Origin of the sequence: Clostridium hydrogenum (assembly GCF_021432385.1) — a bacterium.
GTDB lineage: Bacteria > Bacillota > Clostridia > Clostridiales > Clostridiaceae > Clostridium_S > Clostridium_S hydrogenum.
Map to the genome: position 1 here is coordinate 1536998 of NZ_JAEACT010000002.1, position 25541 is coordinate 1562538.

Below are 25541 nucleotides of genomic sequence, written 5' to 3' on the forward strand. Positions count from 1 at the left end.
TGAAGAACTAGCATCATTTTACTACTCATACTAAAGGATATTTGATTTTACACTGCAATATTTTAAATTTATGTATTAAATAAGCTTAGAGGAATAGAACTCTAATGCTTTTTTTTGCATTTATGATAAAAATATCAAAAAAAGTATTATTTTTGGCACTAGTTTACATAACAAATATTATGTAAATAGCATCTAATGTAAACCTAAAAATAAATGTAGTTTAAATTTATAATAAGACATCCTAAAAAATAATATTTTTAAGCCATTGGGGAAAAAATATTATGGGGTGATAAAATGAAAGAAAATGATAAAGAACTTGAAAATAAAATAATGAGATTAAGTATGATGAGTATGATGTTAAATCCCCAAAATTCGGCTAACTTATATTCTCCAATATTATTTAAAGGACTATATGATGAGCTTAATGGAGAAAATGAGGATGGTGATAAAAGGAAAGAGTGAATAAAATAATGACACAGCAAAAGAAAAAAAATATAAATAAGCTTTTAAAAATATTAATTTGCTGTATTTTATCTTTAAATTTAGTTGGATACACTAATTCTTTAGTAAAACCAAAATTGAAATTTAAGGAAAGTGGAACTTTTAAAATTGTTCAATTTACAGATATCCATGAAAAGGTTCCACTCAATGTAAAAACACTAGAACTTATGAATAAGGTTTTAGATGAAGAAAAACCAGACTTTGTTATTTTAACTGGCGATAATATAGACGGAAGATACTGCTCTTTTAAGGATACAAAAAAAGTTATACGAGAAATTGTTAGACCTATGGAAGATAGGAAAATTTATTGGGCAGCGGTTCTTGGTAATCATGATAATGAAAGCAATAATTTTAGTAGGGAAGCAATGATGAAATTATATAAAAAATATAAATATAATATAGACTGTTCTTACAATTATAATATACTCGTAAATAATTCTAATAACACTGATCCAATTTTTAATATGTATATGCTTGATTCTGGAACTTATGCACTTGGAGGCTATGGTTTTATAAGTAGTGATCAAATCAATTGGTATACAAAAACTTCTATGAGTCTTAAAGGAAATATACCAGCAATAATGTTTTTTCATATACCAATACAAGAATATAAAAATTCTTCTTCAAAAACTGTACTCAGTGGAGAAAGAAATGAGGAAGAGTGCACTCAAATTTTAAATACAGGATTATTCAATAAAATTTTAGAAATGGGAGATGTAAAGGCAATATTTGTAGGTCATGATCACACAAATGATTATATTACAATAAAAAACAAAATAGCCTTAGGGTATGGAAGATGTACAGGATACGATGCGCCTTCAAATATAGACTTTGAAAGAGGTGCTAGAGTATTTCTTATAAGGGAACGAAATCCAAGTGCTATAAAAACCTGGATTAGAAAGTTGAATGATAAAACTAATGAACTGGAATAAAAAAAATTTTAAGATTCCTCAGATATTTTTTTAAAAATACATATAAGAAATAGTAGACACAATTAATAATTAACTTTGTAAGTAACTAATATGTTTTTGGATTAAGAAGATTATTATTTTTAGTAATTTTAAATCCGACTAAGCTGTATGCAAATCAAAAATGCGTGCGGCTTTTTTGTTATGAAAAAGTTATAAGGAAGGAGGAAAGTTAAAATTTTTAAAATTGTAAAAAAAAGTTTTAATCAAAATTAAAGGGGGAGAAACAAATGGAATTGTTGAAAATTAATTTTAATGCAAAGCACTATAGTTATAAGGCAGAAGATAAAATTGGAAGGAGCATTTATGAACAAATAAAGGATAAAGAAAACATAGTTATTTTATGTATAGGAACAAACAAGGTAAACGGAGATTCACTTGGACCAACTGTAGGTACATTTTTAGAAGAAAATAATATTTCAAATGTATATGGAACTCTTGAAAATCCTGTTGATGCAATTAACTTAAAAGAAAAAATTAATGAAATCAAATCTCAATATGATAATCCATATATAATTGCTATTGATGCAGCTGTGTACATCAGCATATCAAATTTAATAGGAAAACCTGAAGCTTTAAAAACTATACTGGTAGACAGTAAGTCAATGACCGCAAGATCATGGGATAAAAAAAATGCTGTTACTGTTGGCAACTTAAGCATAACTGGCATTGTGGAATATGGAAGTTACTATAACTTTCAAAAAAGAATGGAAAGCTCCGATTTGGGGATGATTTACAATATGTCAAAGATTATTGCTAAATCACTTATAAGAGCGTTAAATCAATTGTAATAATCGTATGATTAGTTTTTGTAAAATAAATATACATTATAATTTTACGAAAACAATTATTTACAAGGAGAATTATATAAATGGCCGCATACAAGTATTTTATATGCGGCCGTACTTTAAATTTTGGAGGATGAATAATATGGTAAATAATAGATATGAAAAAATTAATAGTAATGATGAGCACGCTGAAATAAAAATTGGTGAGTTCATAATAAAAAATATAAACTGTATAAAAAATTCAAAGCAAATAGTTATTTTATGTATAGGGTCTAATAATATCGACGGCGAATTTTTAGCACCTTTAGTTGAAAGATTCTTAAAAGAAAATAAAAAACCGCTTACATCTACAAGAGTAATTTTAACATCGGATAGAAAAAATGTGATAAAAAATATAATTAGGATAAAATCAAGATATAATGATCCATTTATAATTGTTATCGCTTCTGAGGTTGGAAATAGTAAGGATGTAGGTAAAATAATTTTAAAAAAGGATCCAGTACCATCACAATTACTTCAAAATATAAGGGTTGGTAATATTGCAATAAGTGCAATAGTAAATGATGAGGATTATGACAATGATTGTGATTTTTATGTTCAAATGCAAACAGCAAAATTGGTATTAGTTTATAAAATAGCAAAAGTAATTTCAAAAGGCTTAGAATTTGGATTAAATTAATTTAAGAAAAGTTACAGGAGGATATAAAAACCTTCTGTAATTTTTTTGTATTAATGCAAATAAACACTTTAAAAATTAAAGCTATTTTAATCAAATTAAAGTTGAAAAAATATAATATTTTATCGCAAAAAGCTAGGAAAATAGCGGGTTTTATGATATAATAGAAGTGTAAGAACAAATGTTCTACGACTAAATATAAAGGAGTTTTATTATGACAGGAAAAACACATATGAGTATAGGACTTGCAGCTTCGGCAACTGTGCTTTCTGTAAATAAAGCATCACCAGAAATTATAGTAACAGGTTTAGCTCTCGGGTTAATTGGTGCTTTAGCACCAGATATTGATATTAAAACTAGTAAAATAAGTGATTTTAGTAGTAAAGTTATTATTAATACCGTACTTATATCTCTAATTGCTATATTTATATTTTATAAGGCCGGTATTCCAATAAATAATATAAAGATTAATTATAAACCAAGTGACAAAATAACATATGGTTTAGTTGTACTTAGCACGTCTATTTTATTTAGTAAATTAACTAAACACAGAAGCTTTTCTCATAGCTTATTAGGACTAATATTATTTTCTTTAGGGGTAAGATTTGTTATAGGAAATATGTTTATATATTTTTCGTTAGGTTTTATTTCGCATATGTTTTCAGATATGCTTACTAACAATGGAATTCAGCTTATCTATCCAATTAAAAAAAAGTTCTCCTTAAAATTTGTACATACAGGATCATTTTTAGATAATTTAATAGGTATGTTAGCATTAGCACTATGCTTATATATAACGGTTAAAAGGTTTTAAGGCATCTTAAATAAAATAACAATTGTTTGTATAAAAAACAACATATTATGAAAAGATATATGTAATTGACAATTATATGCCAGAGTGATTTAATTAAGTTAATGGTAATAACTGTAAAAGTGAATGCGTTATTTTTGCATTGATTTAAGGAGGATTAAGATGGAAGGACTTAGAGATTTAATGATTGTTTTTTTACATATCCTAACGGAAACTGTTTTTGTTTTTTCTTTGTATTATTTAGGTATTTCTTTTTTTGGGCTTTACAAAAAAAAGAGCTTGCACTCATTTAAGCCTCAAAAAAGATTTGCGTTAGTAGTAGCTGCACATAATGAAGAAGTAGTCATTAATGATATACTAAGTAGTTTAAATAGCCTAGACTATCCTAAAAATTTGTATGATATATTTGTAATTGCGGATAATTGTACTGATCATACCGCTCAAAAATCAATGGAAACAGGTGCTTTAGTTTATAAAAGGGTAGATAATAAAAAAAAGGGAAAAGGATATGCTTTAGAATGGATGTTCCATAAAATTTCACAAATGAATAAAAAGTACGATGCAGTATGCATTTTTGATGCTGACAATCTTGTTTCTAAAAATTTTTTAAATGAAATGAATAAAAAGCTTTGTGAAGGCTGTAAAGTAATTCAAGGATATTTGGATAGTAAAAATCCTAGAGATACTTGGATTACAGGAAGTTATTCTATAACTTTTTGGGCAAATAATAGAATGGCGCAACTTTCAAGAAATAATTTAGGAATTTCAAGTCAATTAGGAGGCACAGGATGTTGCATAGACATTGATATTCTAAAAAAACTCGGTTGGGAGGCAACTTGCCTAACAGAAGATTTAGAATTTACATGTAAATTAATAGCTAATGGCTATAAGGTTGATTTTGCTTATGATGCAATTGTATATGATGAAAAGCCGCTTACATTAGCTCAATCTTGGAGACAAAGGAAAAGATGGATGCAAGGTTTCGCAGATGTATGCAGTAGATATTTCTTTAAACTTTTAAAAAGAGGGGTTAAAGAAAGAAGTTTTACAGCAATTGATTGTGCGCTATATACTATTCAACCAATTTTATTTATTTTATTTGGCATAGCAACTTTAGTTGGTGCGGCTAATTTTTGTCTAGGATCTTATGATTATGTGAGTAATTTTAATTATAATGCATATTCAGCAGATACTAATGTATACAATATAATTACATTTGTAGTCGCTGCACTAATTTACTTATATGTGCCAGTTTTATTAATTTTTGAAAATAAATTTGATTTTAAAATATTAATTTATTATATAATAATGCCATTATATGTGATAACATGGTTGCCAATTTGTATAGAGGCAATTTTTAGTAGCGATAATAAGGAGTGGAGTCACACACTTCATACTAGGAGTGTAAATATTAATGATTTGGAGAAGAATCGTTGAATTTAAATGGTATATATAACTAAATTGCAAAGGACATCATCTCCTTTGCAATTTTATTTTGTTAAAGTAATTTTTGATTAAATACTCCAGTAAGACCGAGTTTTTCAATTCTATTTTTTATATCAACTATATCAGTTGTGTATAATCCTATTTCCTTCATTCTCTTAAAATATTCTGCACCGGCAAAGGTATATCTAGTCTTGATTCCGTCCTCAGTTAAAAGTTTATAATTTGCATAAGAAATGAGGTCTCCGATAGCTGTTTCTTTTGGCAAAATCATTAGAGGCATATTTAATGCATATCTTACAGCATTACAGCCGGCAAGACTTCCCGTACATATAGCTTCAGTATGACCTACAAAAAGACCGCTCTTTTCTCCGCCGCAAAATAAATTATCTAAACCTTTAACTCGCATATCATCTGTTCGTGGAGCAACCGATAAATATCTTATAGAATTTCCCTTTCCACCAGCGTAAGGGTCTACATATTTAGCTCTTTCAAGTCCGTGTATTTTTCTGAGCTTTTCAAGCGGATAGAAGGTAGTCATAAGTTTCGCGTGTCCAGTATCAAGGAGTATTACATTTTCTGCAAACTCTTTTAAGGCATATTGCTGACAAACTTTTATTTTAAGTTTATCTAAATTTATATCTTCAGGTGGAACCTTTAATATTACGACACCTTTCTCATCGAGCTCTTTTACAATCTCTGGAGCAAGGCTTTCTTTAGCAAGTTTGCAGGAACCACTAAAGGCGCCAAAAGCTCCATCTTCTCTTTCCCCTTTAAGATCATCTATGCCAGCTCTTTGACTTAAGCTTACACGTGGGCCAAAAGCAGGACAGCGCAAAATGCACATAGAACAGCCATTTCCATATCTAAGGCAGTTGCCCATAGGTCCTGTAGAACCAGTTGTTTCAATAAATACATCACCTTCAATATAGGAACCATCAGAAAGATAAATGCCATCTATTTTGTTATTACTCTTTTTTACATCAATTACCCTTTTAATAAGTTGTAAATTTATTCCTAAGGATAATAAATATTTCTTGACGTCAGCTTCTATTATGTTAACATCGTAAAGCCAGGCGTGCTGGTGTCCCGGAAAATTGATATTTTTATGCCTAGAATCATGATCAGTTATTTTAATTAAATCACCAGCTCCAAGAGCTATGAGTTCTTCTGAAGCTGTATAACGGCCATTATTTCTCATTATTCCACCAACATTGCCAAGACCTAAAATCATGTCGGTTTTTTCATATATTGTAACATCAGCTCCAGCTTTTTTTGCTGTAATTGCAGCAGCAGCACCTGCCCATCCAGCCCCAATAATAATTACCTTCATATAATTTTCCTCCATAATATTAATATATATAGCTAAACCAGTTCAACTATTGAAATTCATTTGTACCAAAATGCCCAGAAGACGGCATTTTGGTACAAATAAATTTCAAGTTTCAAAGTGGTTTATCTTTAGTGAAACTAGCTCAACTATAAAATATATATGCACCATAATCCCTTGAATATTGGTATTGTGGAACATAAATAGTTTAAGTTTCGCAGTAGTTTCACTTTAGATATATCTCCTGTTTTTAAATAAATACCTTGGATCAATCTGTATTTTACACAATCTTTTTAGTTTATGACCACTGTATCTCACAGTGCATGCTCCGCATATTCCTTCTCCACAGCACATCTTAGCATTATTTGAGCAAGAAACTTTAAGGTTATCATCTATAACCGTAAGAACTCTATTTATAAGTATGTCTGCACCTGAAATGTGAATTAAATTTATATTTTTATTTTTTATGCATTCTAAAAGCAATGTCATAAATTCATAAGTAAGATTACCTTTACTTAGCATATTGCAGTAATACACTTCGGCATTGCATTCTTTCAGGTACTTTTGAATAAATACTTCATCGTAATTTGCTTTGTCAATTATAAGTAAAATTTTGTTGCCATTAGAATAAAGTTTTTTCATTACAGGAATCATCGGCGCTTCACCAATGCCTCTTGCAATAATTAAAGCAGAGCTATCTTTGCAGTTATTAATGTTTTTTATTCCTAATGCACCATTCCAATATGGTCCTCTAACTAAAATAGTATCTTTTTCATTAAGTTCGGCTAAGTGTTTTGTCTTTATACCTTTTATTTCAATTGCAAATTTTAAAGTGTTTTCTTCTTGATTTGCCTCCATTATTGATATGGGAACATCATAATATTGATCTTGAGTAGGATTTCTTAAAAATACATAGCTTCCAGGGGATAATAAATCATTAACTAGCTTATGCTTTGCAAATATTGTAAATATGATTAAGCTATTACCTACTAATTTCTTATCTATAATACTGCAAGGATATGACTCTCTTTCTTTTTTAGCTTTATTTCCGTTCCAAATGTATTCTTGGTATATGCATACGCCTTTCCAATTTACACAGTCACAAGAAGTTTTTCCCTTTAGTTGTGAACAGAGTATGCAGTCACCAGTTTCAGCTAAATGGCAAGGGCAATATTCTGTTCCACTATCAATACAATCTATAATTTCATAATCCATTGAAAAACCTCCTAATTTATTTTAGCAATTATAAAATGCTATCTATTATTAACATATTTGAAATTTATATTTTTGTTCCAATTTTTTAAAATTTACAATGTATAAATTACAGCAATACGAAAAAACTAAAACTTGAGAAACTTGATTTTTAATAAGCTAATAAATACTAAGGAGGAAAAATATGAGAGAAGTAGTAATAGCAAGTGCAGTAAGAACACCCGTAGGTGCATTTGGAAAGGCATTTAAAGATTTAGCAGCAGTAGAGCTCGGGTCAATAGTAATAAAGGAAGCAGTAAATAGGGCAGGAATAAAGCCAAGTGATGTAAATGAAGTCGTTTTTGGTAACGTTCTTCAAGCAGGACTTGGACAAAATACTGCAAGGCAAGCGGCTGTAAAAGCTGAACTTCCAGTACATGTACCTGCTTTTACAATTAACAAGGTTTGTGGTTCAGGTTTAAGAGCTGTAAGTTTAGCTGCACAAATGATTAAAGCTGAAGACGTAGATGTAGTTGTTGCTGGTGGAATGGAAAATATGAGTAGAGCTCCATTTTTAGTTGAATCCGCAAGATGGGGAAACAAGATGGGAGATACAAAGTTAGTTGACGAAATGATAAAAGATGGATTATGGGATGCTTTTAACGATTACCATATGGGAATTACAGCTGAAAATATTGCAGAGCAATGGAAAATATCAAGAGAAGAGCAGGATAAATTTGCATTAGAATCACAGCAAAAGACAGAGAAATCTATAAAAGCAGGATTATTTAAAGAAGAAATAGTCCCTGTAACTGTAAAAACTAGAAAAGAAGAAATTGTAGTTGATACAGATGAACAACCTAGATTTGGTACTACTATTGAAAATCTTACAAAATTGAAGCCTGCGTTTAAAAAAGCTGGAACTGTAACGGCAGGTAATGCTTCAGGTTTAAATGATGGTGCTGCAGCAGTAGTCGTTATGAGTGCAGACAAGGCAAAAGAATTAGGTGTTAAGCCCTTAGCTAAAATAGTATCATATGCTTCAGTAGGTTTAGATCCTGCAATAATGGGATATGCGCCATATTATTCAACTAAAGTAGCACTAGAGAAAGCTAACTTAACAGTTGATGATATAGACCTTATAGAAGCAAATGAAGCTTTTGTAGCACAGTGCATGGCTGTAGCAAGAGATTTAAAACTTGATATGAGTAAAGTTAATGTAAACGGAGGAACAACTGCCATAGGTCATCCAATTGGAGCATCTGGAGCAAGAATACTAGTTACACTTTTATATGCAATGAAAAATAGAAATGCTAAAAAAGGACTTGCCACATTATGTATAGGTGGAGGTCAAGGAACTACTTTGGTAGTTGAAAGAATATGATAATAAGGAAACAGTAAAAATAGAGTACGGAGTACAGAGTACAAAGTACAGTGCTCATAGGCCCCCTCATAAAGCTGGAATAATTCACTCAGATAATTTAGAATTAATTTAGAGCTTTAAGAGGAGGTCTTTATGAATTTTACAAGAAAATATACAGAAGAAGAAAGAGTGAACATGGTAGAAGAGGCTCTCCAATATGGTAGCAATTCGTTGGTGGCAGCTAAATATAATATTAATCCTGGACTACTTTCTAGGTGGAAGTCTTGCTATCGCAAGTATGGGCAAACATTAATGCAAAAAAAGCCTAAAAAACTTGATGGTCCAATACCTGATTACAAAAAGCAATGTGCATTGCTTACGAAAGAAAAAAGGGAACTAGAACTAGAAATTGCTGTATTAAAAGATATGTTAAAAAAAAAGATTTGAATCTTTTTGATCCATTTATCTTTGCAAATGACTGGATTTCTACAGGAGCTCCAACTTTAATGTTGCTTAATATTATTGGATTAAAATCATCAACATATTATCGTTGGCGAAGCCTGATAGACCAACCATTCAAACCAATTAAAAGGAATGACGGAGTCATACCTGGATTTAGTTATATCAATAACGAACTTTGTAAAAAAGTCTATGACATTCATATTCAAAAATACATTAAGGACATTCTGAATGATCAATATGGAAAGTTTTATGGATATAAGAAAGTCACAGCAGTATTAAGGGAAACATATAATCTAAAAATAAACAAAAAGAAAGTGTATAGACTGATGGCTCTAATGGGTGTTTTAAGGGCACAAAGAAAGCATATACAACATTATAAGCGTATATGTAAAAACCATGAAATTAAAACTTCAAATACTTTGTGGGAAATGGATACGAAGTACATTTATATAGCCGAGACACGACAAGTAGCCTACTTGGCATCTATAATAGACATCTTTGACAGAAGTATTATTTCATGTGTATTATCTTTATCACCTAACTCAGAAAGTGCTAAAGAAGCAGTGTTAAAAGCCTTATATTCGCGCAAAATCAAAGGAAAATCAGAAAGCTTAATAATCCGCACTGACAACGGATCTCAATTTATTGCACATGATTTTGAAAAACTGTGCATTAGTGAAAAAATAACACATGAGCGAATACCAGCTAAAAGTCCTAATTACAACGCTCACATAGAATCATATCATAGATATCTTCAAGATGAGTGTCTTGCAGGAAAACTATTTAAAAACTTTAAAGAGGCTGAGGAAACCATTATGAACTATGTTAATGGGTATAATACTAAACGCATACATTCAGCAATAGGTTATAAAACACCTGATGGTTTTTACAATCTAAAAAATTCTAATTTTAAAGAGAATTTAGTTGTAAGATTATAATATTGATATGGTACTGAAAATCAGTACCATATCAAAAAAATGAAATTCTAAGAATTAGCGAGTATTTGAATAAATTATTCCCATTCTGGGGGGCCAATCCGAGTGATGGATGATTTACCTTTCCTTGCGTCAGGTAAATCTTAAACTTAACTGTTGTCAGCTTCACTGACGACAGTAATACCACGATTGCGTAAGCAATCAAAAATAAGTTTTAAGATTTTTCGTAGCGATAAAGATATATCATTGTGAAACTTAAAATTTATTTGTACCAAAATGCTGTATTCTAGGCATTATGGTGCAAATAAATTTTAATAGTTGAGCTGATATATCTATAGCGGAGAAAAATTATCCTTAACTGTACTCTGTACTCCGTTTTATTAATTTTACTATAAAAATCTTAGGGTTCCTTTTTGGAAAACTAATTTTTTATATGTCCTATAAGAAATTATAGCTGCAGCAAAGAATACTAATATAAAAGAACATAACATTATTGACAACAAATATGGAGATAGTATTGCGTTTTCTGAAAATAAAATAAAAAATATTAATATTTGAAATAGTGGAAGTGCCATAACTATAGAGTAATATATTTTAAATTCATCTTTTATTATCTTGTCTATTTCTTTGCTTGTGTAACCAATTAAAGACAACTGTATAAAGGTATGAGATTTTTTGTTGCTTTCAATAATAGTTTTATATAGAATACTTCCAGCAATTAATATTATAACTGTAATATATGCGATTACACACACAGTTTTTACAGTAGGTGAATCTGAGATTGCTATAAAAAATAAGAGAACTTCTATAGTAAGAGCTAAAGTTATAAGTAGAAATTTTAATTGTTTTAGGGAAACGTATAAATTGCTAAGTGATACTAACTTTATTTTATCATTCAGGTACTTTTCCTTTTTAAGTTTTAATATTTTTTGGGGTATGGAATTCATTAAAAGAGCAGGTATACCATATATAGTAAATGCAATCCCAATTATTGCAGCAGTAGTGAGATTTATATATTTAGGACATAAAAAAATAAGTATTATTGATGATAAATAAACAATTAAATATTTATCTATTTTTAAGTTAAAAGTTTTTGCTTTTTTCACAGTATCCTTTTTCTTTAAATTGAACATAGAGAAAAATTGAGAAAAAGATATCAAAATAGTACTATCATGAGCAAATTGAGATCGTACTTGTTTATGTGCATTTAATAAATCAATAATTTCTCTACTTGATGCATAAGAATAATCGCCTAAAGTAACATAGCCAAGCTGTAGTAATAAAATTGCTATAGTTCCCCAAATTGCCGTAGGAGATATCATCCATAAATGCCCAGACTTTTTTAGCACATTATACATAATTAAAAGAAAAAGTGGCTCTGTGGCTATTCCAATCAATATTCCTACTGCACCACCTATTACCTCTATGATAGTATTTTCAAAGAGCAATATTTTTGCAAGTTTCCCTGACGATGAACCGCTTAGTTCCATAATACCCATTTCCTTTGTTTTAGACATAACAAAATACGAATTGGAGTAAAAAGTAAATATGCATACAAGTAGTACTAACAAAAATATTATGTCTTGAGATAAACTATTTTCTGATTTTATCCCACCATTAACAAAAAGATTGCTGTTGTTAATTACATTCATAAGATTAAATATAATTACTATTGGAAATATTATAGATATCAAATATAAAAGATTGACTTTTATATTTTTTTTCAGTCTATTAAAAACAAAAAAATATATGCCCATATGTGAAACCTCCCATATTATATAACATCAAATAAGTTTTGTGATTCTTTAGAGGTTATGTCTACAATTTTATAAAAAAATTCTTTTTGAGTTAGATTATTTCTTTCAAGAACTTGTTCAATTTTACCATCTCTTAAAAATATAAGTTTTTTTGAGTAACTTGCAATCATTGAATCGTGTGTAACCATAAGTATTGCGGTACCGCATATTTTATTACGCTGTTGAAAAATTTTTAATAGTTCATGGGAATTCTTGGTATCTAAGTTTCCTGTTGGTTCATCTGCTATAAGTAATTTTGGATTTGCAATTAGCGCTCTTGCGGCGGCTGCCCTTTGCCTTTGCCCTCCAGAACATTCATTGGGAAACTTATAGAGAAGTTCAAAAATGTGCAAATTATTTGCAAGCTCTTCTGTTTTTTCTTTAATCTCTTTTTTGTTTTTATTGGCGAGTACTAGGGGAAGAGATATATTTTCACTTATAGTCATGGAATCGACAAGATTAAAATCTTGAAAAACAAAACCTATATTTTCATACCTAAGTCTAGCAATTTCGGAATCAGACATTTCATATATTTTTTTTCCATTAATTTTTAGTATTCCAGTATTAGGGTTGTCTACTGTAGATAGTACATTTAAAAAAGTAGATTTTCCTGATCCAGATGGACCCATTATACATATGAAATCCTCATTATTAACTGTTAAACTAACGTTATTTAAAACTTTTATTTTATTTTTCGTGTCATAAATTTTAGTAAGATTCTTTGCATATAGTATTTCATTCATAGTAAATCCCTCTATTCATTAATTTGATTTATTATAAAAAATGGATTTATATACCATGATATTATTATATATATTTTTTCAATGATTTACAATATTTTGTAATAATTTATTGCCTTAAAAATGATTATATAAATGTAAATATGGAATAATATAGATATAGGAAAACAGTATAAGATGTTAATATTACTCCCAGTAAGTTTTTCTAATCCAAAAGGAAGTCACTAGGTAATTTGACAACATGGGGGTGATAATTTGAGTGATAGAGTTATTCTTGTAGCAATGATTTGCATTACAACGTCAGGTATGACAGCTATGGTATTTATAGCAACTTATTTAAAAGACAAAATAAGTGTAAAAAGTAAAACAAACGTTAAAGATATAGTTAAGATAGAAACAGATGTAAATGCTGAGAATAAAAACTCAAAAAACTAAAAACGCACCCATTCCACTAAGTGCGTTTTAGATAACGTTTTATATTCAATAAACATAAAGCCTAATGACTTTCTTTATTTATATTATAACACATTTGTTACTAACTTAAACATATAAATTTCAATTATTAAAAAATGTTTATGTTTTAAATAGGTTTAAAATAAACACGTATAGATAAATATTGTTAAGGGAAAGCTAAGAGTTTATTTAGCAAAAATATCCGAAAGGTAGACTAGTTATTTTCTTTAAGCTGCCTTAGTTGAAAAAAATGTAGAGTTTTGCTACAATAAGCCTAAATTAAAGAAAAGGATTGATAATTTTGAAAAAACTTTTTTGTGGTATTTCTATTATCCTTATATTACTATTTGGATTTTCGGGCTGTAGTATAAATGTTAATAATGGGAGTAAGAGTGTAACTAATGCATATAATGCGAAACTTAAGGTTCATTATATAGATGTAGGGCAGGGAGATAGTATTTTAGTTCAAAAAAATAATGAAAATATGCTTATTGATACAGGTACTAATGCTTCAACAGATAAATTAATTTCGTATTTAAAAAATCAGGGGATTAAAAGAATAGATTATCTTGTATTGACTCATCCTCATGAAGATCATATAGGTGGTGCTGATGCTGTCATTAGAGATTTTGATATAGGTAAAATTTATATGCCTAAAGTATCTACCTCAACTAGAACTTTTAGAGATGTTATAAAAGCAATGAGGGCTAAAAATTTAAAAGCAACTGATCCAGATCCTTTAACTACTTTTAATGTTGGAGATGCTAAATGTGTTGTGTACGGTCCTATAAATAGAATTAAGGGAGATTTTAATACTTATTCTATTGTAATAAAATTAACTTACAAGAATAACAAGTTTTTATTTACAGGAGATGCCCAAAGTTCCAATGAACAAGATATGATTGAGGCTGGGTATGACTTAAGTGCAGATGTTTTAAAATTAGGACATCATGGAAGTCACACATCTACATCGGATGAATTCTTAGATAAAGTTAATCCTAAATACGCGGTAGTAAGTTGCGGAAAAGATAATGACTATGGGCATCCCCATAAAGAGACTGTAACAAAACTAAAGAATAGAAATATACCACTTTATAGGACTGATGAAGATGGAACTATTGTATGCACAAGTGATGGAACTTCAATAAAATTTAATTGCAAACCTGGAAGTTATAATAATGGAAGAAGGTAAACTAAATGATTGTTATAGTAGATAGATTTGAAGAAAACTTTGCAGTTTGTGAAAAAGAAAATAGAACTATGATTAATATAGAAATAAGTAAATTGCCAACTGGAACCAAGGTTGGTGATTCACTCTATATAAATTGTGGCAAAATAATTATAAATGAAGCTGATACACAAAAAAGAAAAAAAGAAATTGAAGATGAATTTAAAGATATATGGGATTAAAGATATAGATAAGCAATTTCGATTTTTCAAGTAGTATACCTATGTAAAGAATGTGTTATAATTACCTTGAACCAAACTTTAATTAAAACATAGCCAAAGAACAAAGTCTAAAACTTATTATACAAGGAGCAATTAACTATGAGCGAAAGTTATTCAAATAATGATACATGGGATAAAATAAAAAAAGACCCTTGGTTTATTGGGGAAGTAAATGAACCTGATGAAGAGATGTGTTTATATTGTGTTGAAAATGCATGGAATACATTGAAACTTATAAAAAAGCCTTCAAAAGAAGTTATAAAAAAAGCTTTAGCCTCAAAAGGGTGGGCAATTCAATATGTTAAAAATCCAAATGAAGAACAGCAATTACTTGCGATAAATTCAGATTGGGATGCAATGCAGTATATTAAAAATCCAACTGAAAAAGTTATGATAGAAGCTGTTAAATTAAATTGGAAAGCAATAAAATACATAGATAGTCCAAGCATAGAAGTTGAAAAACTTGCAGTAAAGCAAAATGCTGAAGCAATATTATATTTAAATAATGTAACAGAAGAGAAAAAGGAGATTTTTATATCAGAAAATATTAATTCAGCTAAATATGTACAATATGAAAATATAAGAGATATAATTATTAAAAAAGTAGGATATGAAAATGTAAATAAGGATTTTATAATAGATTTTTTAAAGTTGAATTCTTTAAATTTAAATAAGATAAAATTAATACATGAATATGGAAGTAAAAAAGCAAAAATGTATTTAATTGATTTCAAATTGTCAATGTAAGGAGCAGAAAAATGAATTTTACAGATGCGATGAACAGTATTAAATTAGTTATAAAAAGCAATTCAGTACCTCTTCTTGTTGGTGAAAGTGGTATAGGAAAAACTGCTTTAGTTAATTTATTTGCAGAAAAAGAAAATTATTATTGTGTTAATATAGATGGAAACCTATTAAAAGAAGGAGAAATAGGTGGACTACCATCTGTTGAAAAATATACGGTTAATGACAATGGAAAAAAGATTGAAAAAATCGCTACGGTATATGCAGCATATTTTAAATTTGTGGAAATAGACAGGGTACTCACAGAAAATCCAAATCAAAAAATACTTTTATTTATTGATGAAATAAATAGGTGTGAACATAGCGTACAGCAGGAAATAATGAATGTAATACTTAATAGAGAAATTAATGGATATAAGCTTCAGGATAATGTTACAGTTATAGCTGCTATGAATCCTTCAAATAAATATGATGAATTTGAAGATACTGAATATCAAGTTTCAGATATGGACCCAGCACAAGAAGATAGATTTGTATGGATTTACATGGAATCTGATGTGAACAACTGGATTAAGTGGGGAATGGAAAGGGTGAATGGTCAAACAAGAATTCACGAAGATATAATAAATTTTATAGCTAGCTTTCCAGAATACCTGCATACGCCAAATTCCAAAGAATCAATTAAAGCTACCCCTAGAAGTTGGGTTAGAGTTTCGGATATATATAGGGAGTTTTTAAAGGAAAAAGAAAATATATCTTTGAATATATTATATAATGTTGTAAAGGGAAATGTTGGAGCTGCTATTTCACAAGATTTTTTAAATTATATTGAAGAAAATAAAAACCCTATAATAAAACCAGAAGAAATATTTAAGAATGACTATATAACAGAAGAATTGGAGAATAGACTAAAAAATGAAAGCCATTCAAGGCTCTATTTAACTGCCAGAAATGCTTTGTTCTATTTAAGCAATTTAACTCAAAGAAAGAAAGAAGTAAATATTTTTTCAAAGTTTTTAAACTGTTATCCAAATGACTTGAAAATGGGTATAATGCAGAGCATAAAAAGTGATTTTGATGAAAATTTGTATAATGATTTTTTAAATGATGATGATTTTATTGAAGATTTTTTCTCCATGTATATAGAAGAATAAAGGATTGATTTTATTGAATAGCGAAATAGATATTACTATAAAAGATTTATATGAAAGAACTTTGAAGCTTGGTACTGAGGTTCAAGAAGATAAGGACTTTAGAAAAGATTTCTTTAAGCTTATAGAAAAAGTTACATTTTCTATGATGAATGGAGAAGATAACTTTTTTGCACTTTTTTTAATACAACTAAAGAGGGAGATTAGATTAGATATTGCGTCTGCATGTGAAACTAAAGCCTCGCTTTCGTATTTTATTATTTATTTTAATCCATATATTTTTTTGCAGTGTAATTTGAATGAAATGCAGGCTCTAATTAAACATGAAATATATCATATAATGTACAATCATATTAAGCAATCTAGCATCCTAGAAAAAAAATATAGTACTACAGCCGTAAATACTGCCATGGATATTTCAATAAATCAATATATAAATAATCTCCCACCATTTTCTTTAACAATAGAAAATGTAAGATTAGCTTATAATGTAGATTTAAAATATGATAAGACTCTTGAATATTATGCAGAAAAACTTCAAAAAAGTATAAATAATAGAATAAATGAAAAAGGCGAAAAGGTAGAAAATAATAATTCCGGGCAAGTTTATAAAAAGTTTGATGCGTCTCATTCGCATGAAATTTGGAGCGAATCATTAGGCAAATATGATATGGAGCAAATTGATGAAGTGACAACTAAGATGGTTAGAAATTCTGCAAAAGGTAAGCTGCCCGCTAAAATAGAAGAGTTTATTAAAAATCTTAATAAAAAGGCAGAAATATCTTGGCAGGATTATTTAAGAAGAATAGTTGGAACTCTTCCGCATAAGTATAGAAAAACTATTACAAGGAGAAATAGAAGACAGCAAGATAGGCTTGATTTAAGAGGGCAACTGTCAAATCACATTATTCAAATTGCCGTTGCAATAGATGTCAGTGGAAGTATGTCGGATGGTGAATTTGATACAGCAATTGTAGAAATAATTAATATAATGTCAAAAAATGATTATGAGTTAACCATAATAGAATGTGATAATGTTGTTAGGCGAGTTTACAAAGTTCATAGCAAAAAAGATTTAAAAAAGAAAATTGATACTAAAGGTGGAACCAGTTTTTCACCAGTTTTTGAATATATTAACAAGCACAATATGAGAGACCATTTACTAGTATATTTTACAGATGGAATGGGGGAAAAGGATTTAACCTGCAAACCACAAAATAAGAGAATTTTATGGGTACTTACAGGGCAAAAAGGTGATTTATCCTTGAATAAAAGCTATGGACTTGTAAAAAAACTAAAAAATTATGAAGCTGAAAAATTTGATATATACAAAGAAGTATTATTTAATAGAGGGGAATGGGCAAACAATGAATGGGCAAAATAAGCTTAGGCATCTTAAAGAAAATAACAAGTCCAACGTTTGGCTATTTTTGCGTAATACTTCGTCACTGTAGCACGTTAAGACAACCAGTATTAACGTGTTACAGTTCCTTGCATTACACAAAACTATCTCTCAATTTGGACCTATTATTTTTTTTAATATGCCTAACTATTTTATAAGGAGAAAAGTTATATGGGTAAAAAAGTTTATGCTATAAAAGAAGGTTTTGATTTTCAAAATAATACTAAGATAAAGGACAAAATTGTTAATACCTGGGCTGAATGCTTAAAGTACGTAAAAGGAGTAAAAGGCGCACAGTATAAAAGTTTTGAAAGCAGGGATAGTGCCGAAGCTTATCTAAGTGAAGGAAGTAAAATGCTTAAAAAGTCTGAAGAAAACTATCCAAAGGACTGCTTGCATATTTATGTAGATGGCAGTTATAATGTTGAATCTGAAAAGTATGCCTATGGCTTTGTTGCAGTTAAAAATAATGTTGTTGAATACATTGAAAGTAATTCTGGAAAAGATAAAAGTGAAAAAAACATAAGACAAATTGCTGGTGAACTAGAAGCAGCAGTAAAGGCTACACAATATGCTTTAGAAAATGGAGAAAAAAGAGTAGTCATTTTTCATGATTATGAAGGTATAAGCCATCATGCTACTGGTTTTTGGGAAAGAAGAGAAGAATCTTCAATAAATTATTATAATAAAATGAATGAGCTTATGAAAAAGGGCATTGAGGTTATTTTCGTGAAAGTAGATAGTCACACAGGAGACTTTTTTAATGAACTTGTAGATGAAAAATGCAAAGAAAAAGTGAAACTTGCTTCAGATAAAGTAGTAGCACGATGGCTTTCAGTAAATAAGCTTAAAGTATTAAATGAAAGTGTTAAAGAAGAAATACTTAAAGTTGCACCTACAAGTGGCGAGAATATCGAAGTTGTAAGCACAAATAGCTCTAAAGAAGTAAATAAAATAGCCTCTTCTAAATATGCTGATATTATAAATACATATAAAACCAATTCTGCAGAGGCCATAAATTTAGTTGAAGGTTTAAGCATTGATGAGAAAGATGAATTTATAATTTATTTATTAGGCTATGGTTTAAATAAGTGTTGATTTTAATACAAAAAATGGATGAAAACTAAATTTTCATCCATTTTAAGATTTGTATACTAAGTAAAGTTATTTGACATTTTTATTTAAGAACTTTAAAAGCTTCTGCTACTTTTCTTGCAAAGCTTAAAGGATTTTCTATTGACTGAAAATGAACATATAATATTCTAGGATTATCATATATCCAATGATTGTGTACAGCTGAAATTTCAATTCCATTTCTTTTAAGAATAGTTAAAAACCTATTAAGTTCATCTTCAAGTACAACTGTTTCGCCTAAATTTAAAGCTCTCCCTGATGCATTTAAACCTTGAAAAGAAAATTCACCTTTAAGAACTGATTTTACTGGTATTCCTGAAATAGTTACCCTTAAATTACTTCTATCTTTTTCTACAGAACATGAACCTGGCTTAGATTCTGTTATTTTACCTTGAAGAATATTTGCAAATTGTTCACAGATACTAATTCTAGGGTCCAAGTTTGCCTGGACTTCAGTACTGTTTTCTCTTAAAAAATCCATCATATATGGACAGCAGCTATAATTATTACGTATATACATATTAACCTCCAAATGAATATAACCACTTATATTTTATGAAATATGATGAAATAATGTTACTAAAGATAAACCACTTGAAACTTTAAAATTAATTTTTATCAAAATGCCATCTTCTGGACATTATGATGCAAATTGATTTTAGTAGTTGAACTGGTTTATCTATATTTAAAATAAGCTTAATTTTTAATTAAGTATAAATATATAAGTATTACAAACACTAAAGAGAATAATTCTTTGGGAGGTGCTTTAGTTTGTTTAAACATGAAAAGCAATTTTTAAATAATTTGCAAGTGAAGGTTGAGAGGCCAAATCCACAATATGCAGTTCTTATGCAAGAACAATTAGGAGGTGGAAATGGTGAATTAAAGGCAGCACTTCAATATTTATCGCAAAGCTTTAGAGTAAAAGATCAAGCAATAAAAGATTTATTTCTGGATATAGGAACTGAAGAACTTAGTCATATGGAAATAGTTGTTGAAACTATTAATTTACTAAATGGTCACAATGTAAATCATGAAAGTGTTGGAGCAGGAGAAATTGAAACTCATGTTCTTGCTGGATTGGCTCCAGTTTTAGTGAATTCTTCTGGAGCACCATGGAGTGGAAATTATGTAACGGTTACAGGAGATCTTGTAGCAGATATACTTTCCAATATAGCATCGGAACAGAGAGCTAAAGTTGTGTATGAATACTTATATCGTCAAATAAACGACAAGGAAGTAAGGAATACTATAGATTTCTTGTTAAATCGTGAAGAAGCTCATAATGCTTTATTTAGAGAAGCTTTAAATAAAGTTAAAGATACAGGATCAAATAAAGATTTTGGTGTTACAGAAGATTCTAAGTTATATTTTGACTTATCAACGCCAGGAAAATATTTTAATGAGCCTAACACAACTGCACCAAGTTTTGCAGGAACAAGAAAATAATTTTCATAAAGAGAGCTGTGATCTAAGAAATTAGTACACAGCTCTTTTGATAATATATAGGAGGATGTGAAAAAAGGTATTCTATAGGTTTTACTATACCGCACATAAAGCCTATAGAGCTGATAATAAAAAAGAATACCTATATTTTTCACATGCTCCTATAGGTTAGCTACTGCATTATTTGTGATTGCTAAATTCCCTTTTCAAATATACTGAAACTTGATTTAAGGCTTCGTCAGCCTTATTTGTAATTTTATCCATTGTAATAAATCCATGACAAACCCCATTGTATTGTATAAAGACTACTTTAACCCCTGCATTTTTTAATTTTTCAGCATAGGCCTTTCCCTCATCTCTAAGTGGATCAACTTCAGCTGTTATTATAAGTGCATCTGGTAAGTTTTTAAAGTCTTTAGCTAAAAGAGGTGATGCATAGGGATCTTTTCTATTTTCTTTTTTAGGAACATATAAAGCTATATATTTTTGCATGTCTTTTAGTGAAATACTAATATCATTAGCGAAATAAGACCATGAGTTACTATTTAATTTATATATATTTGTAGGAGGATAAATTAACACCTGACAAGTTATATGTGGACCATTTTTGTCACGTGACATTAGCGAAACAGCTGCCGATAGATTTCCACCTGAACTATCGCCAACAAGTGCAATACGTTTTTCATCACCATTTATATTTTTGGCATTTTTGTAGGTCCATTGAAGTACATTATATACATCATTAACTCCGGCTGGAAATGGATTCTCAGGGGCAAGACGATAGTCTACAGATACAACAATTGCATTTGAATTTTTAGATAATTTTCTACAAACACTATCTTCTGTATCAAGATTTCCGGCAGCCCAAAAGCCAGCATGTGAATAAATAATTATTGGCGTATTAATAGCATTTATAGGTGTATATATACGCACCGGTATTTTTTTTGAATTGGCTACTACTGTAAAGTTTTTTATGTTAGAAAATTGTATAGGTTTTTTAGACCATTTTTTTTCTTCATTATTTAAAGTTGCTCTGATTTTCTTTATTGATTTATTATTGATGGAATTAGGATTAAATATTCTGTTTATCTGTAAACGTAATAAAATATATGTATCGAGCTTAGTGCCATTTGATTTAATTATTGTTGTAATGATAAAAAAAATTGTTAACATAATTATAAAGGAAAATATTAGAGCTCTTTTTACAACCTTTTTCAATTTAATTTCCTCCTTGTACATATTAATTTTAATAATTTCAAGCTTAAATCATTTTTAAGTTTTGCATTGCTTTATATACATTGTATAAATACTCCAATAATTTTTTCATAAAAACTAAAAGTATATAAAATATTTTTTACTAATTTTGTTTTAGTATACTGAAAAATATTTAAATTTCTAATAGTAGAGATAAATATTTATGTACAAGAAAAGAAATAATAAAGCAAGAAAGGAGCGATTAAATGAAAAGCGAAGATAAAGTAACTATAATTGATAGGCAAAAAGCTAAAGAGCAAGAAATGGCTAAGACCAAAGATAAAAGAGCCAAGGAATCAGTACCTAAGCTCAATAATTTAGATGTTTCACCAAGAACTATGCACACATAGCCAAAATAAATAATGATTTGGAAGTGATACTATGAAGGGTCAAAATGCTAAAAAAACAGATTCAGAAACAAAACGTGTTAAAGCAGAAGATGCTTTTGAAGAAGCAGCAGAAAGTAAGATAAAAAAGAGAAATATGACTTATAACAAAGAAGATTTTTATAAAGACAAAGTGTAATGTATTGTAATTTTGCTGCTTCAACTGGTATATCTTTAGTGAAAAAAATTTAAAATCAAGGAGCTATTAAAAACAGCCAGAAACTTCTGGCTGTTTTTATATTGTAGATAATAATTCTTTGTAAATAATAACTTTACAAAGAATCTATTATATATTATAATATGCTAAAATAATGCAAAAAAACTATGGATTTAAATTCATTATAATTAGTTAAATTAAAAAAATCTAATGAGATAGGAGGGATTTGTATGTTAATTTATGCAATAACATCTATTACTTTAGCACTTGTTTTTTATACAATAGGAGTATGGAGTGAAAAGCTACAGGGAAAATTAAAAACGTGGCATTTAGCAATATTTTGGATTGGTTTGATTTTTGATACGGCAGGTACAACCTTAATGAGTAAAATAGCTTCAGGCGGTTTTCAATTTAATTTTCATGGAATAACAGGTTTAATTGCAATTATATTAATGACTTTCCATGCAATTTGGGCAACCTTTGTTTTAATTAAAGGTGATGAAAAAGCAAAGATGAATTTTCATAAGTTTAGCATTTTAGTATGGTTTATTTGGCTGATACCATATATATCTGGTGCTATTTTTGGCATGACAAGGTAAAATTATTTTATACTAAAATATTAAAAAATGTGAACCAAAGTGTAGTGTAAAATCAAAGAACCTTTGGCAAGTGTAGAAAAATGATACATGAAAATATCGGAAATCAATGGCAAAAGTCCATTGACCTTTTAGGTAAATAGCAGTACAATAATATTGACCTTTTAGGTAAATAATAGATAATATTTTTAAAGGGGGTACTTAAGATGCCTACAAAATTGTTGGATTTAGGATTTCAAAGACGCGATGCTATCTTGAATGCAGCCTTGAAAGAATTTGTGCTAAGAGGATTTGATAACGCTTCAACAAATGTAATTGCGAAAGAAGCAGGGATTTCTAAAGCATTAATGTTTCATTATGTAAATAATAAACAGGAGCTTTTTCTGTTTGTGTATGATTACTTTACCGAACTTCTTAATAAAGAGTATTTTACGAAAATGGATTTTTCGGAAAAAGATATTTTTGAAAGATTGCACCAATCCTATCTACTTCAAATTGATTTGATTAAGCAATATCCTTGGATTCTTGATTTTAACAAACTTTCTGTTGTGACAAACTCTGATGAAGTCAACAAAGCACTTGAGAGTAGAGCTAAAATAAAGCACTCATCATGCGACCATAAAATATTTGATATGATTGATGTTTCTAAGTTTAGGACTGGTCTGGATATAGAAAAGTGCAAGCAGTTTATCCTTTGGTCTAATATAGGTTTTACTAATCAAATATTGGAGGATATTAGAAATTCGCAAACTTCAAATTTGGATTATAAGCATATCATTACAATACTTGACGAATACTTTGACGAACTTAGAAAAATCTTCTATAAGTAGAGCAAGGAGTAAAGCTAATGAGTACAAGTATCGTACTGGCACTTACTCTTTTTGCACTAATAATTTTCAATAATGTAGCTAAATACAGGTGGATAGGAGTGATGAGATGTTTGGAGCGCATAAACCGATAATTGTAGAGTTCCCTTTGAGGGGAGAATGGCTTTCTCCCAATACTCCGGGGACAAAAATTCCGAGCCACGGTACAAATAAGTTAGGAACAAGATATGCTTATGACTTTTTACAAGTGGATTGGAAAAGGAAAGGTTTACCATCCTATCATGTCAGTTTACCGCAATATCTACTTTTTGGTGTTCCTTTAAATGAATATTATTGTTGGGGCCAAGAAGTATATGCACCTTGCGACGGAATCGTTGTCCAAGCAAAGGATGGTTATAAAGAACGAGAACGAACAAATTTGCTTGCAGATATGTCTTACGCTTATAAAATTGCTCATTATTTCAATCCGAAGAAAGACGACATGCAATCAGTTGCCGGCAACTACATCATTATGAAATGCGGCGACCAAGTATATGCTGCACTAGTTCATCTTCAAACAGGGTCTATTCAGGTTTCAGTTGGCCAGAGTGTAAAAAAAGGCGAAGTTATTGCCAGAGTGGGTGATTCAGGAAATTCTTATATGCCACATCTGCATTTTCAGCTTATGGATAGCTGTGATATGTCTACTGCAAACGGATTGCCTTGTGCTTTTAAACAATATGAGGTATTCCAAGATGGTGAGTGGAAAAAAGTTGTTAACGGTATTCCCACAAATAAAGATAGGATAAGGTTTGGTTCCTAACATAGATAGAGTCGTACATCAAACCTCTGGCATAGAATCTTTTCTTTAAAAACATGTACATTGCTAAGTAACATTTGACAAACTATAAATAAAGGATTAATATAATTACTGCCTACCTTCCGTTAGGTAGGCAGTAATTATGAAAAGAGGTGATACATTTGGAAACAAAAAGAAAGATAATGAGTTCGGCCTTTGAATTGTTTTCAAAGCAAGGCAGTAGCTTTTCTTTAAATGAGGTAGCCGAAGCTGTTGGAATAAAAAAGGCTTCTATATATTCTCATTTTGAAAATAAGGAAATGCTTATACATAAGGTAATAGAAAATGAAATGGAGAAATACTTTTTTGAAATTAATCAAGAAAATGATGATTTAAAAAGAATTTTTTTGGGAATTTTAGATTATTTCAATAATTCTCAAACAAAACTGCTTTTTTGGAAAAGACTTTTGCTATTTCCACCTGAATCTATTGATCCTGAATTGCTAGAAAGAATTCATTTAATGTCTAAGGAAAGATATGATGTTGTTAGAAAACTTATATCAAATGGAATTGAAGCAGGTATTATAAAAAAGGCCTCAGAAGAAGAAATTAGCTTAATGTTTTTTTCACTTATACATGGATTACTTTCAAGTGTTTTAATATATCATCCTAAAGATATAAAACAGCATTTTGATAACATTTGGCATAATTTTTGGTACAGCATAACTAAAGATAAGGATTTATAAATGTGAAACTTAAT

General features: G+C 29.4%; 29 protein-coding genes. 23 read left to right on the forward strand and 6 right to left on the reverse strand.

Translation table 11 applies throughout. The annotated features are described in order from the left end of the window. Positions 1-294: 294 nt before the first annotated feature. From CUEA01_RS06835 to CUEA01_RS06860, 6 genes are all read left to right on the forward strand, one after another. Positions 295-462 (forward strand): hypothetical protein, encoded by a 168-nt coding sequence (locus tag CUEA01_RS06835; protein ID WP_234120483.1) that lies wholly within the window; start codon positions 295-297, stop codon positions 460-462. After that, the gene (locus tag CUEA01_RS06840; protein ID WP_234120491.1) at positions 459-1433 is read left to right on the forward strand and encodes a metallophosphoesterase family protein; all 975 of its coding nucleotides are present in this window, start codon (positions 459-461) and stop codon (positions 1431-1433) included. The genes CUEA01_RS06835 and CUEA01_RS06840 overlap by 4 nt, the downstream gene beginning before the upstream one ends. Before the next feature lie 266 nt (positions 1434-1699). Beyond that, positions 1700-2260, forward strand: coding sequence for a spore protease YyaC (yyaC, locus tag CUEA01_RS06845; protein WP_234120501.1), 561 nt, complete (start codon positions 1700-1702; stop codon positions 2258-2260). Between the two features lie 139 nt (positions 2261-2399). After that, positions 2400-2936: a DUF1256 domain-containing protein gene (locus CUEA01_RS06850; RefSeq protein WP_234120504.1), complete on the forward strand. Its 537-nt coding sequence runs from the start codon at positions 2400-2402 to the stop codon at positions 2934-2936. Between the two features lie 211 nt (positions 2937-3147). After that, the gene (locus tag CUEA01_RS06855; RefSeq protein ID WP_234120507.1) at positions 3148-3747 is read left to right on the forward strand and encodes a metal-dependent hydrolase; all 600 of its coding nucleotides are present in this window, start codon (positions 3148-3150) and stop codon (positions 3745-3747) included. Between the two features lie 159 nt (positions 3748-3906). Further along, entirely contained in the window at positions 3907-5181 is a 1275-nt protein-coding gene (locus CUEA01_RS06860; protein WP_234120520.1) for a glycosyltransferase family 2 protein, read from the forward strand. A gap of 61 nt (positions 5182-5242) precedes the next feature. On the opposite strand, the gene CUEA01_RS06865 is transcribed toward CUEA01_RS06860, so the two are convergent. Next, positions 5243-6520 (reverse strand): FAD-dependent oxidoreductase, encoded by a 1278-nt coding sequence (locus CUEA01_RS06865; protein ID WP_234120523.1) that lies wholly within the window; start codon positions 6518-6520, stop codon positions 5243-5245. Positions 6521-6748: 228 nt separating this feature from the next. After that, positions 6749-7732: a sulfide/dihydroorotate dehydrogenase-like FAD/NAD-binding protein gene (locus CUEA01_RS06870; RefSeq protein WP_234120527.1), complete on the reverse strand. Its 984-nt coding sequence runs from the start codon at positions 7730-7732 to the stop codon at positions 6749-6751. 181 nt (positions 7733-7913) lie between these two features. Between CUEA01_RS06870 and CUEA01_RS06875 the strand changes: the two genes are divergently transcribed. The 3 genes from CUEA01_RS06875 (at position 7914) to CUEA01_RS06885 (ending at position 10471) form a co-directional block, all read left to right on the forward strand. Then, the gene (locus CUEA01_RS06875; RefSeq protein ID WP_234120530.1) at positions 7914-9092 is read left to right on the forward strand and encodes an acetyl-CoA C-acetyltransferase; all 1179 of its coding nucleotides are present in this window, start codon (positions 7914-7916) and stop codon (positions 9090-9092) included. A gap of 132 nt (positions 9093-9224) precedes the next feature. Then, positions 9225-9518: a transposase gene (locus CUEA01_RS06880; protein WP_234120546.1), complete on the forward strand. Its 294-nt coding sequence runs from the start codon at positions 9225-9227 to the stop codon at positions 9516-9518. Next, positions 9515-10471, forward strand: coding sequence for an IS3 family transposase (locus CUEA01_RS06885; protein ID WP_234117968.1), 957 nt, complete (start codon positions 9515-9517; stop codon positions 10469-10471). Before CUEA01_RS06880 ends, CUEA01_RS06885 begins: the two co-directional genes overlap by 4 nt. 386 nt (positions 10472-10857) lie before the next feature. On the opposite strand, the gene CUEA01_RS06890 is transcribed toward CUEA01_RS06885, so the two are convergent. Together CUEA01_RS06890 and CUEA01_RS06895 are read right to left on the reverse strand one after the other, a co-directional pair. Next, positions 10858-12225 carry an FtsX-like permease family protein gene (locus CUEA01_RS06890; RefSeq protein WP_234120549.1) on the reverse strand — a complete coding sequence of 456 codons (1368 nt, stop codon included), beginning with the start codon at positions 12223-12225 and terminating at the stop codon, positions 10858-10860. Positions 12226-12242: 17 nt separating this feature from the next. Beyond that, positions 12243-13007: an ABC transporter ATP-binding protein gene (locus tag CUEA01_RS06895; protein ID WP_234120551.1), complete on the reverse strand. Its 765-nt coding sequence runs from the start codon at positions 13005-13007 to the stop codon at positions 12243-12245. 252 nt (positions 13008-13259) lie between these two features. Between CUEA01_RS06895 and CUEA01_RS06900 the strand changes: the two genes are divergently transcribed. The 7 genes from CUEA01_RS06900 to CUEA01_RS06930 all read left to right on the forward strand — a co-directional run bounded on the left by CUEA01_RS06900 (position 13260) and on the right by CUEA01_RS06930 (position 19301). Beyond that, the gene (locus CUEA01_RS06900; RefSeq protein ID WP_234120554.1) at positions 13260-13439 is read left to right on the forward strand and encodes a hypothetical protein; all 180 of its coding nucleotides are present in this window, start codon (positions 13260-13262) and stop codon (positions 13437-13439) included. A 319-nt stretch (positions 13440-13758) separates the two neighbouring features. Then, positions 13759-14649: a ComEC/Rec2 family competence protein gene (locus CUEA01_RS06905; RefSeq protein WP_234120558.1), complete on the forward strand. Its 891-nt coding sequence runs from the start codon at positions 13759-13761 to the stop codon at positions 14647-14649. Positions 14650-14654: 5 nt separating this feature from the next. After that, complete coding sequence (locus CUEA01_RS06910; protein WP_234120561.1) at positions 14655-14867, forward strand: DUF3006 domain-containing protein; 213 nt, start codon at positions 14655-14657, stop codon at positions 14865-14867. 138 nt (positions 14868-15005) lie between these two features. Next, positions 15006-15653, forward strand: a complete 648-nt coding sequence (locus CUEA01_RS06915; RefSeq protein ID WP_234120564.1) for a hypothetical protein — start codon at positions 15006-15008, stop codon at positions 15651-15653. Between the two features lie 11 nt (positions 15654-15664). Further along, complete coding sequence (locus tag CUEA01_RS06920) at positions 15665-16804, forward strand: AAA family ATPase (RefSeq protein WP_234120567.1); 1140 nt, start codon at positions 15665-15667, stop codon at positions 16802-16804. 13 nt (positions 16805-16817) lie between these two features. Beyond that, a complete protein-coding gene (locus CUEA01_RS06925; RefSeq protein ID WP_234120570.1) occupies positions 16818-18185 on the forward strand; it encodes a vWA domain-containing protein in 1368 nt (455 codons plus the stop codon). Between the two features lie 189 nt (positions 18186-18374). Further along, positions 18375-19301, forward strand: a complete 927-nt coding sequence (locus CUEA01_RS06930; protein ID WP_234120574.1) for a ribonuclease H family protein — start codon at positions 18375-18377, stop codon at positions 19299-19301. Positions 19302-19380: 79 nt separating this feature from the next. Here CUEA01_RS06930 and CUEA01_RS06935 read toward each other — a convergent pair whose 3' ends face one another. Then, positions 19381-19857, reverse strand: a complete 477-nt coding sequence (locus tag CUEA01_RS06935; RefSeq protein ID WP_234120577.1) for a DUF1259 domain-containing protein — start codon at positions 19855-19857, stop codon at positions 19381-19383. Between the two features lie 251 nt (positions 19858-20108). Between CUEA01_RS06935 and CUEA01_RS06940 the strand changes: the two genes are divergently transcribed. Further along, a complete protein-coding gene (locus CUEA01_RS06940) occupies positions 20109-20786 on the forward strand; it encodes a manganese catalase family protein (protein ID WP_234120578.1) in 678 nt (225 codons plus the stop codon). A gap of 177 nt (positions 20787-20963) precedes the next feature. Here CUEA01_RS06940 and CUEA01_RS06945 read toward each other — a convergent pair whose 3' ends face one another. Next, on the reverse strand, positions 20964-22001 hold the full coding sequence (locus CUEA01_RS06945) for an alpha/beta hydrolase (protein ID WP_234120588.1): 1038 nt from the start codon (positions 21999-22001) through the stop codon (positions 20964-20966). A gap of 242 nt (positions 22002-22243) precedes the next feature. On the opposite strand from CUEA01_RS06945, the gene CUEA01_RS06950 reads away from it, so the two are divergent. From CUEA01_RS06950 to CUEA01_RS06975, 6 genes are all read left to right on the forward strand, one after another. Next, positions 22244-22387 carry a hypothetical protein gene (locus tag CUEA01_RS06950; protein WP_234120590.1) on the forward strand — a complete coding sequence of 48 codons (144 nt, stop codon included), beginning with the start codon at positions 22244-22246 and terminating at the stop codon, positions 22385-22387. 31 nt (positions 22388-22418) lie between these two features. Then, complete coding sequence (locus CUEA01_RS06955; protein ID WP_234120593.1) at positions 22419-22562, forward strand: hypothetical protein; 144 nt, start codon at positions 22419-22421, stop codon at positions 22560-22562. 248 nt (positions 22563-22810) lie between these two features. After that, positions 22811-23179, forward strand: a complete 369-nt coding sequence (locus CUEA01_RS06960; protein ID WP_234120596.1) for an HsmA family protein — start codon at positions 22811-22813, stop codon at positions 23177-23179. 203 nt (positions 23180-23382) lie between these two features. Further along, on the forward strand, positions 23383-24006 hold the full coding sequence (locus CUEA01_RS06965) for a TetR/AcrR family transcriptional regulator (protein ID WP_234120599.1): 624 nt from the start codon (positions 23383-23385) through the stop codon (positions 24004-24006). Between the two features lie 106 nt (positions 24007-24112). Continuing rightward, entirely contained in the window at positions 24113-24805 is a 693-nt protein-coding gene (locus CUEA01_RS06970; RefSeq protein WP_234120601.1) for a M23 family metallopeptidase, read from the forward strand. A 158-nt stretch (positions 24806-24963) separates the two neighbouring features. Continuing rightward, positions 24964-25527 carry a TetR/AcrR family transcriptional regulator gene (locus tag CUEA01_RS06975; protein WP_234120604.1) on the forward strand — a complete coding sequence of 188 codons (564 nt, stop codon included), beginning with the start codon at positions 24964-24966 and terminating at the stop codon, positions 25525-25527. Positions 25528-25541: the final 14 nt, after the last annotated feature.

Bases quoted from the DNA above. Each gene is read 5' to 3' on its own strand.
- CUEA01_RS06910 (WP_234120561.1), top strand. From the start codon at position 14,655: ATGATTGTTATAGTAGATAGATTTGAAGAAAACTTTGCAGTTTGTGAA.
- CUEA01_RS06970 (WP_234120601.1), top strand. From the start codon at position 24,113: ATGTTTGGAGCGCATAAACCGATAATTGTAGAGTTCCCTTTGAGGGGA.
- CUEA01_RS06955 (WP_234120593.1), top strand. From the start codon at position 22,419: ATGAAGGGTCAAAATGCTAAAAAAACAGATTCAGAAACAAAACGTGTT.
- CUEA01_RS06870 (WP_234120527.1), bottom strand. From the start codon at position 7,732: ATGGATTATGAAATTATAGATTGTATTGATAGTGGAACAGAATATTGC.
- CUEA01_RS06965 (WP_234120599.1), top strand. From the start codon at position 23,383: ATGCCTACAAAATTGTTGGATTTAGGATTTCAAAGACGCGATGCTATC.
- CUEA01_RS06860 (WP_234120520.1), top strand. From the start codon at position 3,907: ATGGAAGGACTTAGAGATTTAATGATTGTTTTTTTACATATCCTAACG.
- CUEA01_RS06890 (WP_234120549.1), bottom strand. From the start codon at position 12,225: ATGGGCATATATTTTTTTGTTTTTAATAGACTGAAAAAAAATATAAAA.
- CUEA01_RS06915 (WP_234120564.1), top strand. From the start codon at position 15,006: ATGAGCGAAAGTTATTCAAATAATGATACATGGGATAAAATAAAAAAA.
- CUEA01_RS06960 (WP_234120596.1), top strand. From the start codon at position 22,811: ATGTTAATTTATGCAATAACATCTATTACTTTAGCACTTGTTTTTTAT.
- CUEA01_RS06835 (WP_234120483.1), top strand. From the start codon at position 295: ATGAAAGAAAATGATAAAGAACTTGAAAATAAAATAATGAGATTAAGT.
- CUEA01_RS06935 (WP_234120577.1), bottom strand. From the start codon at position 19,857: ATGTATATACGTAATAATTATAGCTGCTGTCCATATATGATGGATTTT.
- CUEA01_RS06875 (WP_234120530.1), top strand. From the start codon at position 7,914: ATGAGAGAAGTAGTAATAGCAAGTGCAGTAAGAACACCCGTAGGTGCA.
- CUEA01_RS06895 (WP_234120551.1), bottom strand. From the start codon at position 13,007: ATGAATGAAATACTATATGCAAAGAATCTTACTAAAATTTATGACACG.
- CUEA01_RS06880 (WP_234120546.1), top strand. From the start codon at position 9,225: ATGAATTTTACAAGAAAATATACAGAAGAAGAAAGAGTGAACATGGTA.
- CUEA01_RS06930 (WP_234120574.1), top strand. From the start codon at position 18,375: ATGGGTAAAAAAGTTTATGCTATAAAAGAAGGTTTTGATTTTCAAAAT.
- CUEA01_RS06920 (WP_234120567.1), top strand. From the start codon at position 15,665: ATGAATTTTACAGATGCGATGAACAGTATTAAATTAGTTATAAAAAGC.
- CUEA01_RS06850 (WP_234120504.1), top strand. From the start codon at position 2,400: ATGGTAAATAATAGATATGAAAAAATTAATAGTAATGATGAGCACGCT.
- CUEA01_RS06855 (WP_234120507.1), top strand. From the start codon at position 3,148: ATGACAGGAAAAACACATATGAGTATAGGACTTGCAGCTTCGGCAACT.
- CUEA01_RS06950 (WP_234120590.1), top strand. From the start codon at position 22,244: ATGAAAAGCGAAGATAAAGTAACTATAATTGATAGGCAAAAAGCTAAA.
- CUEA01_RS06865 (WP_234120523.1), bottom strand. From the start codon at position 6,520: ATGAAGGTAATTATTATTGGGGCTGGATGGGCAGGTGCTGCTGCTGCA.
- yyaC (WP_234120501.1), top strand. From the start codon at position 1,700: ATGGAATTGTTGAAAATTAATTTTAATGCAAAGCACTATAGTTATAAG.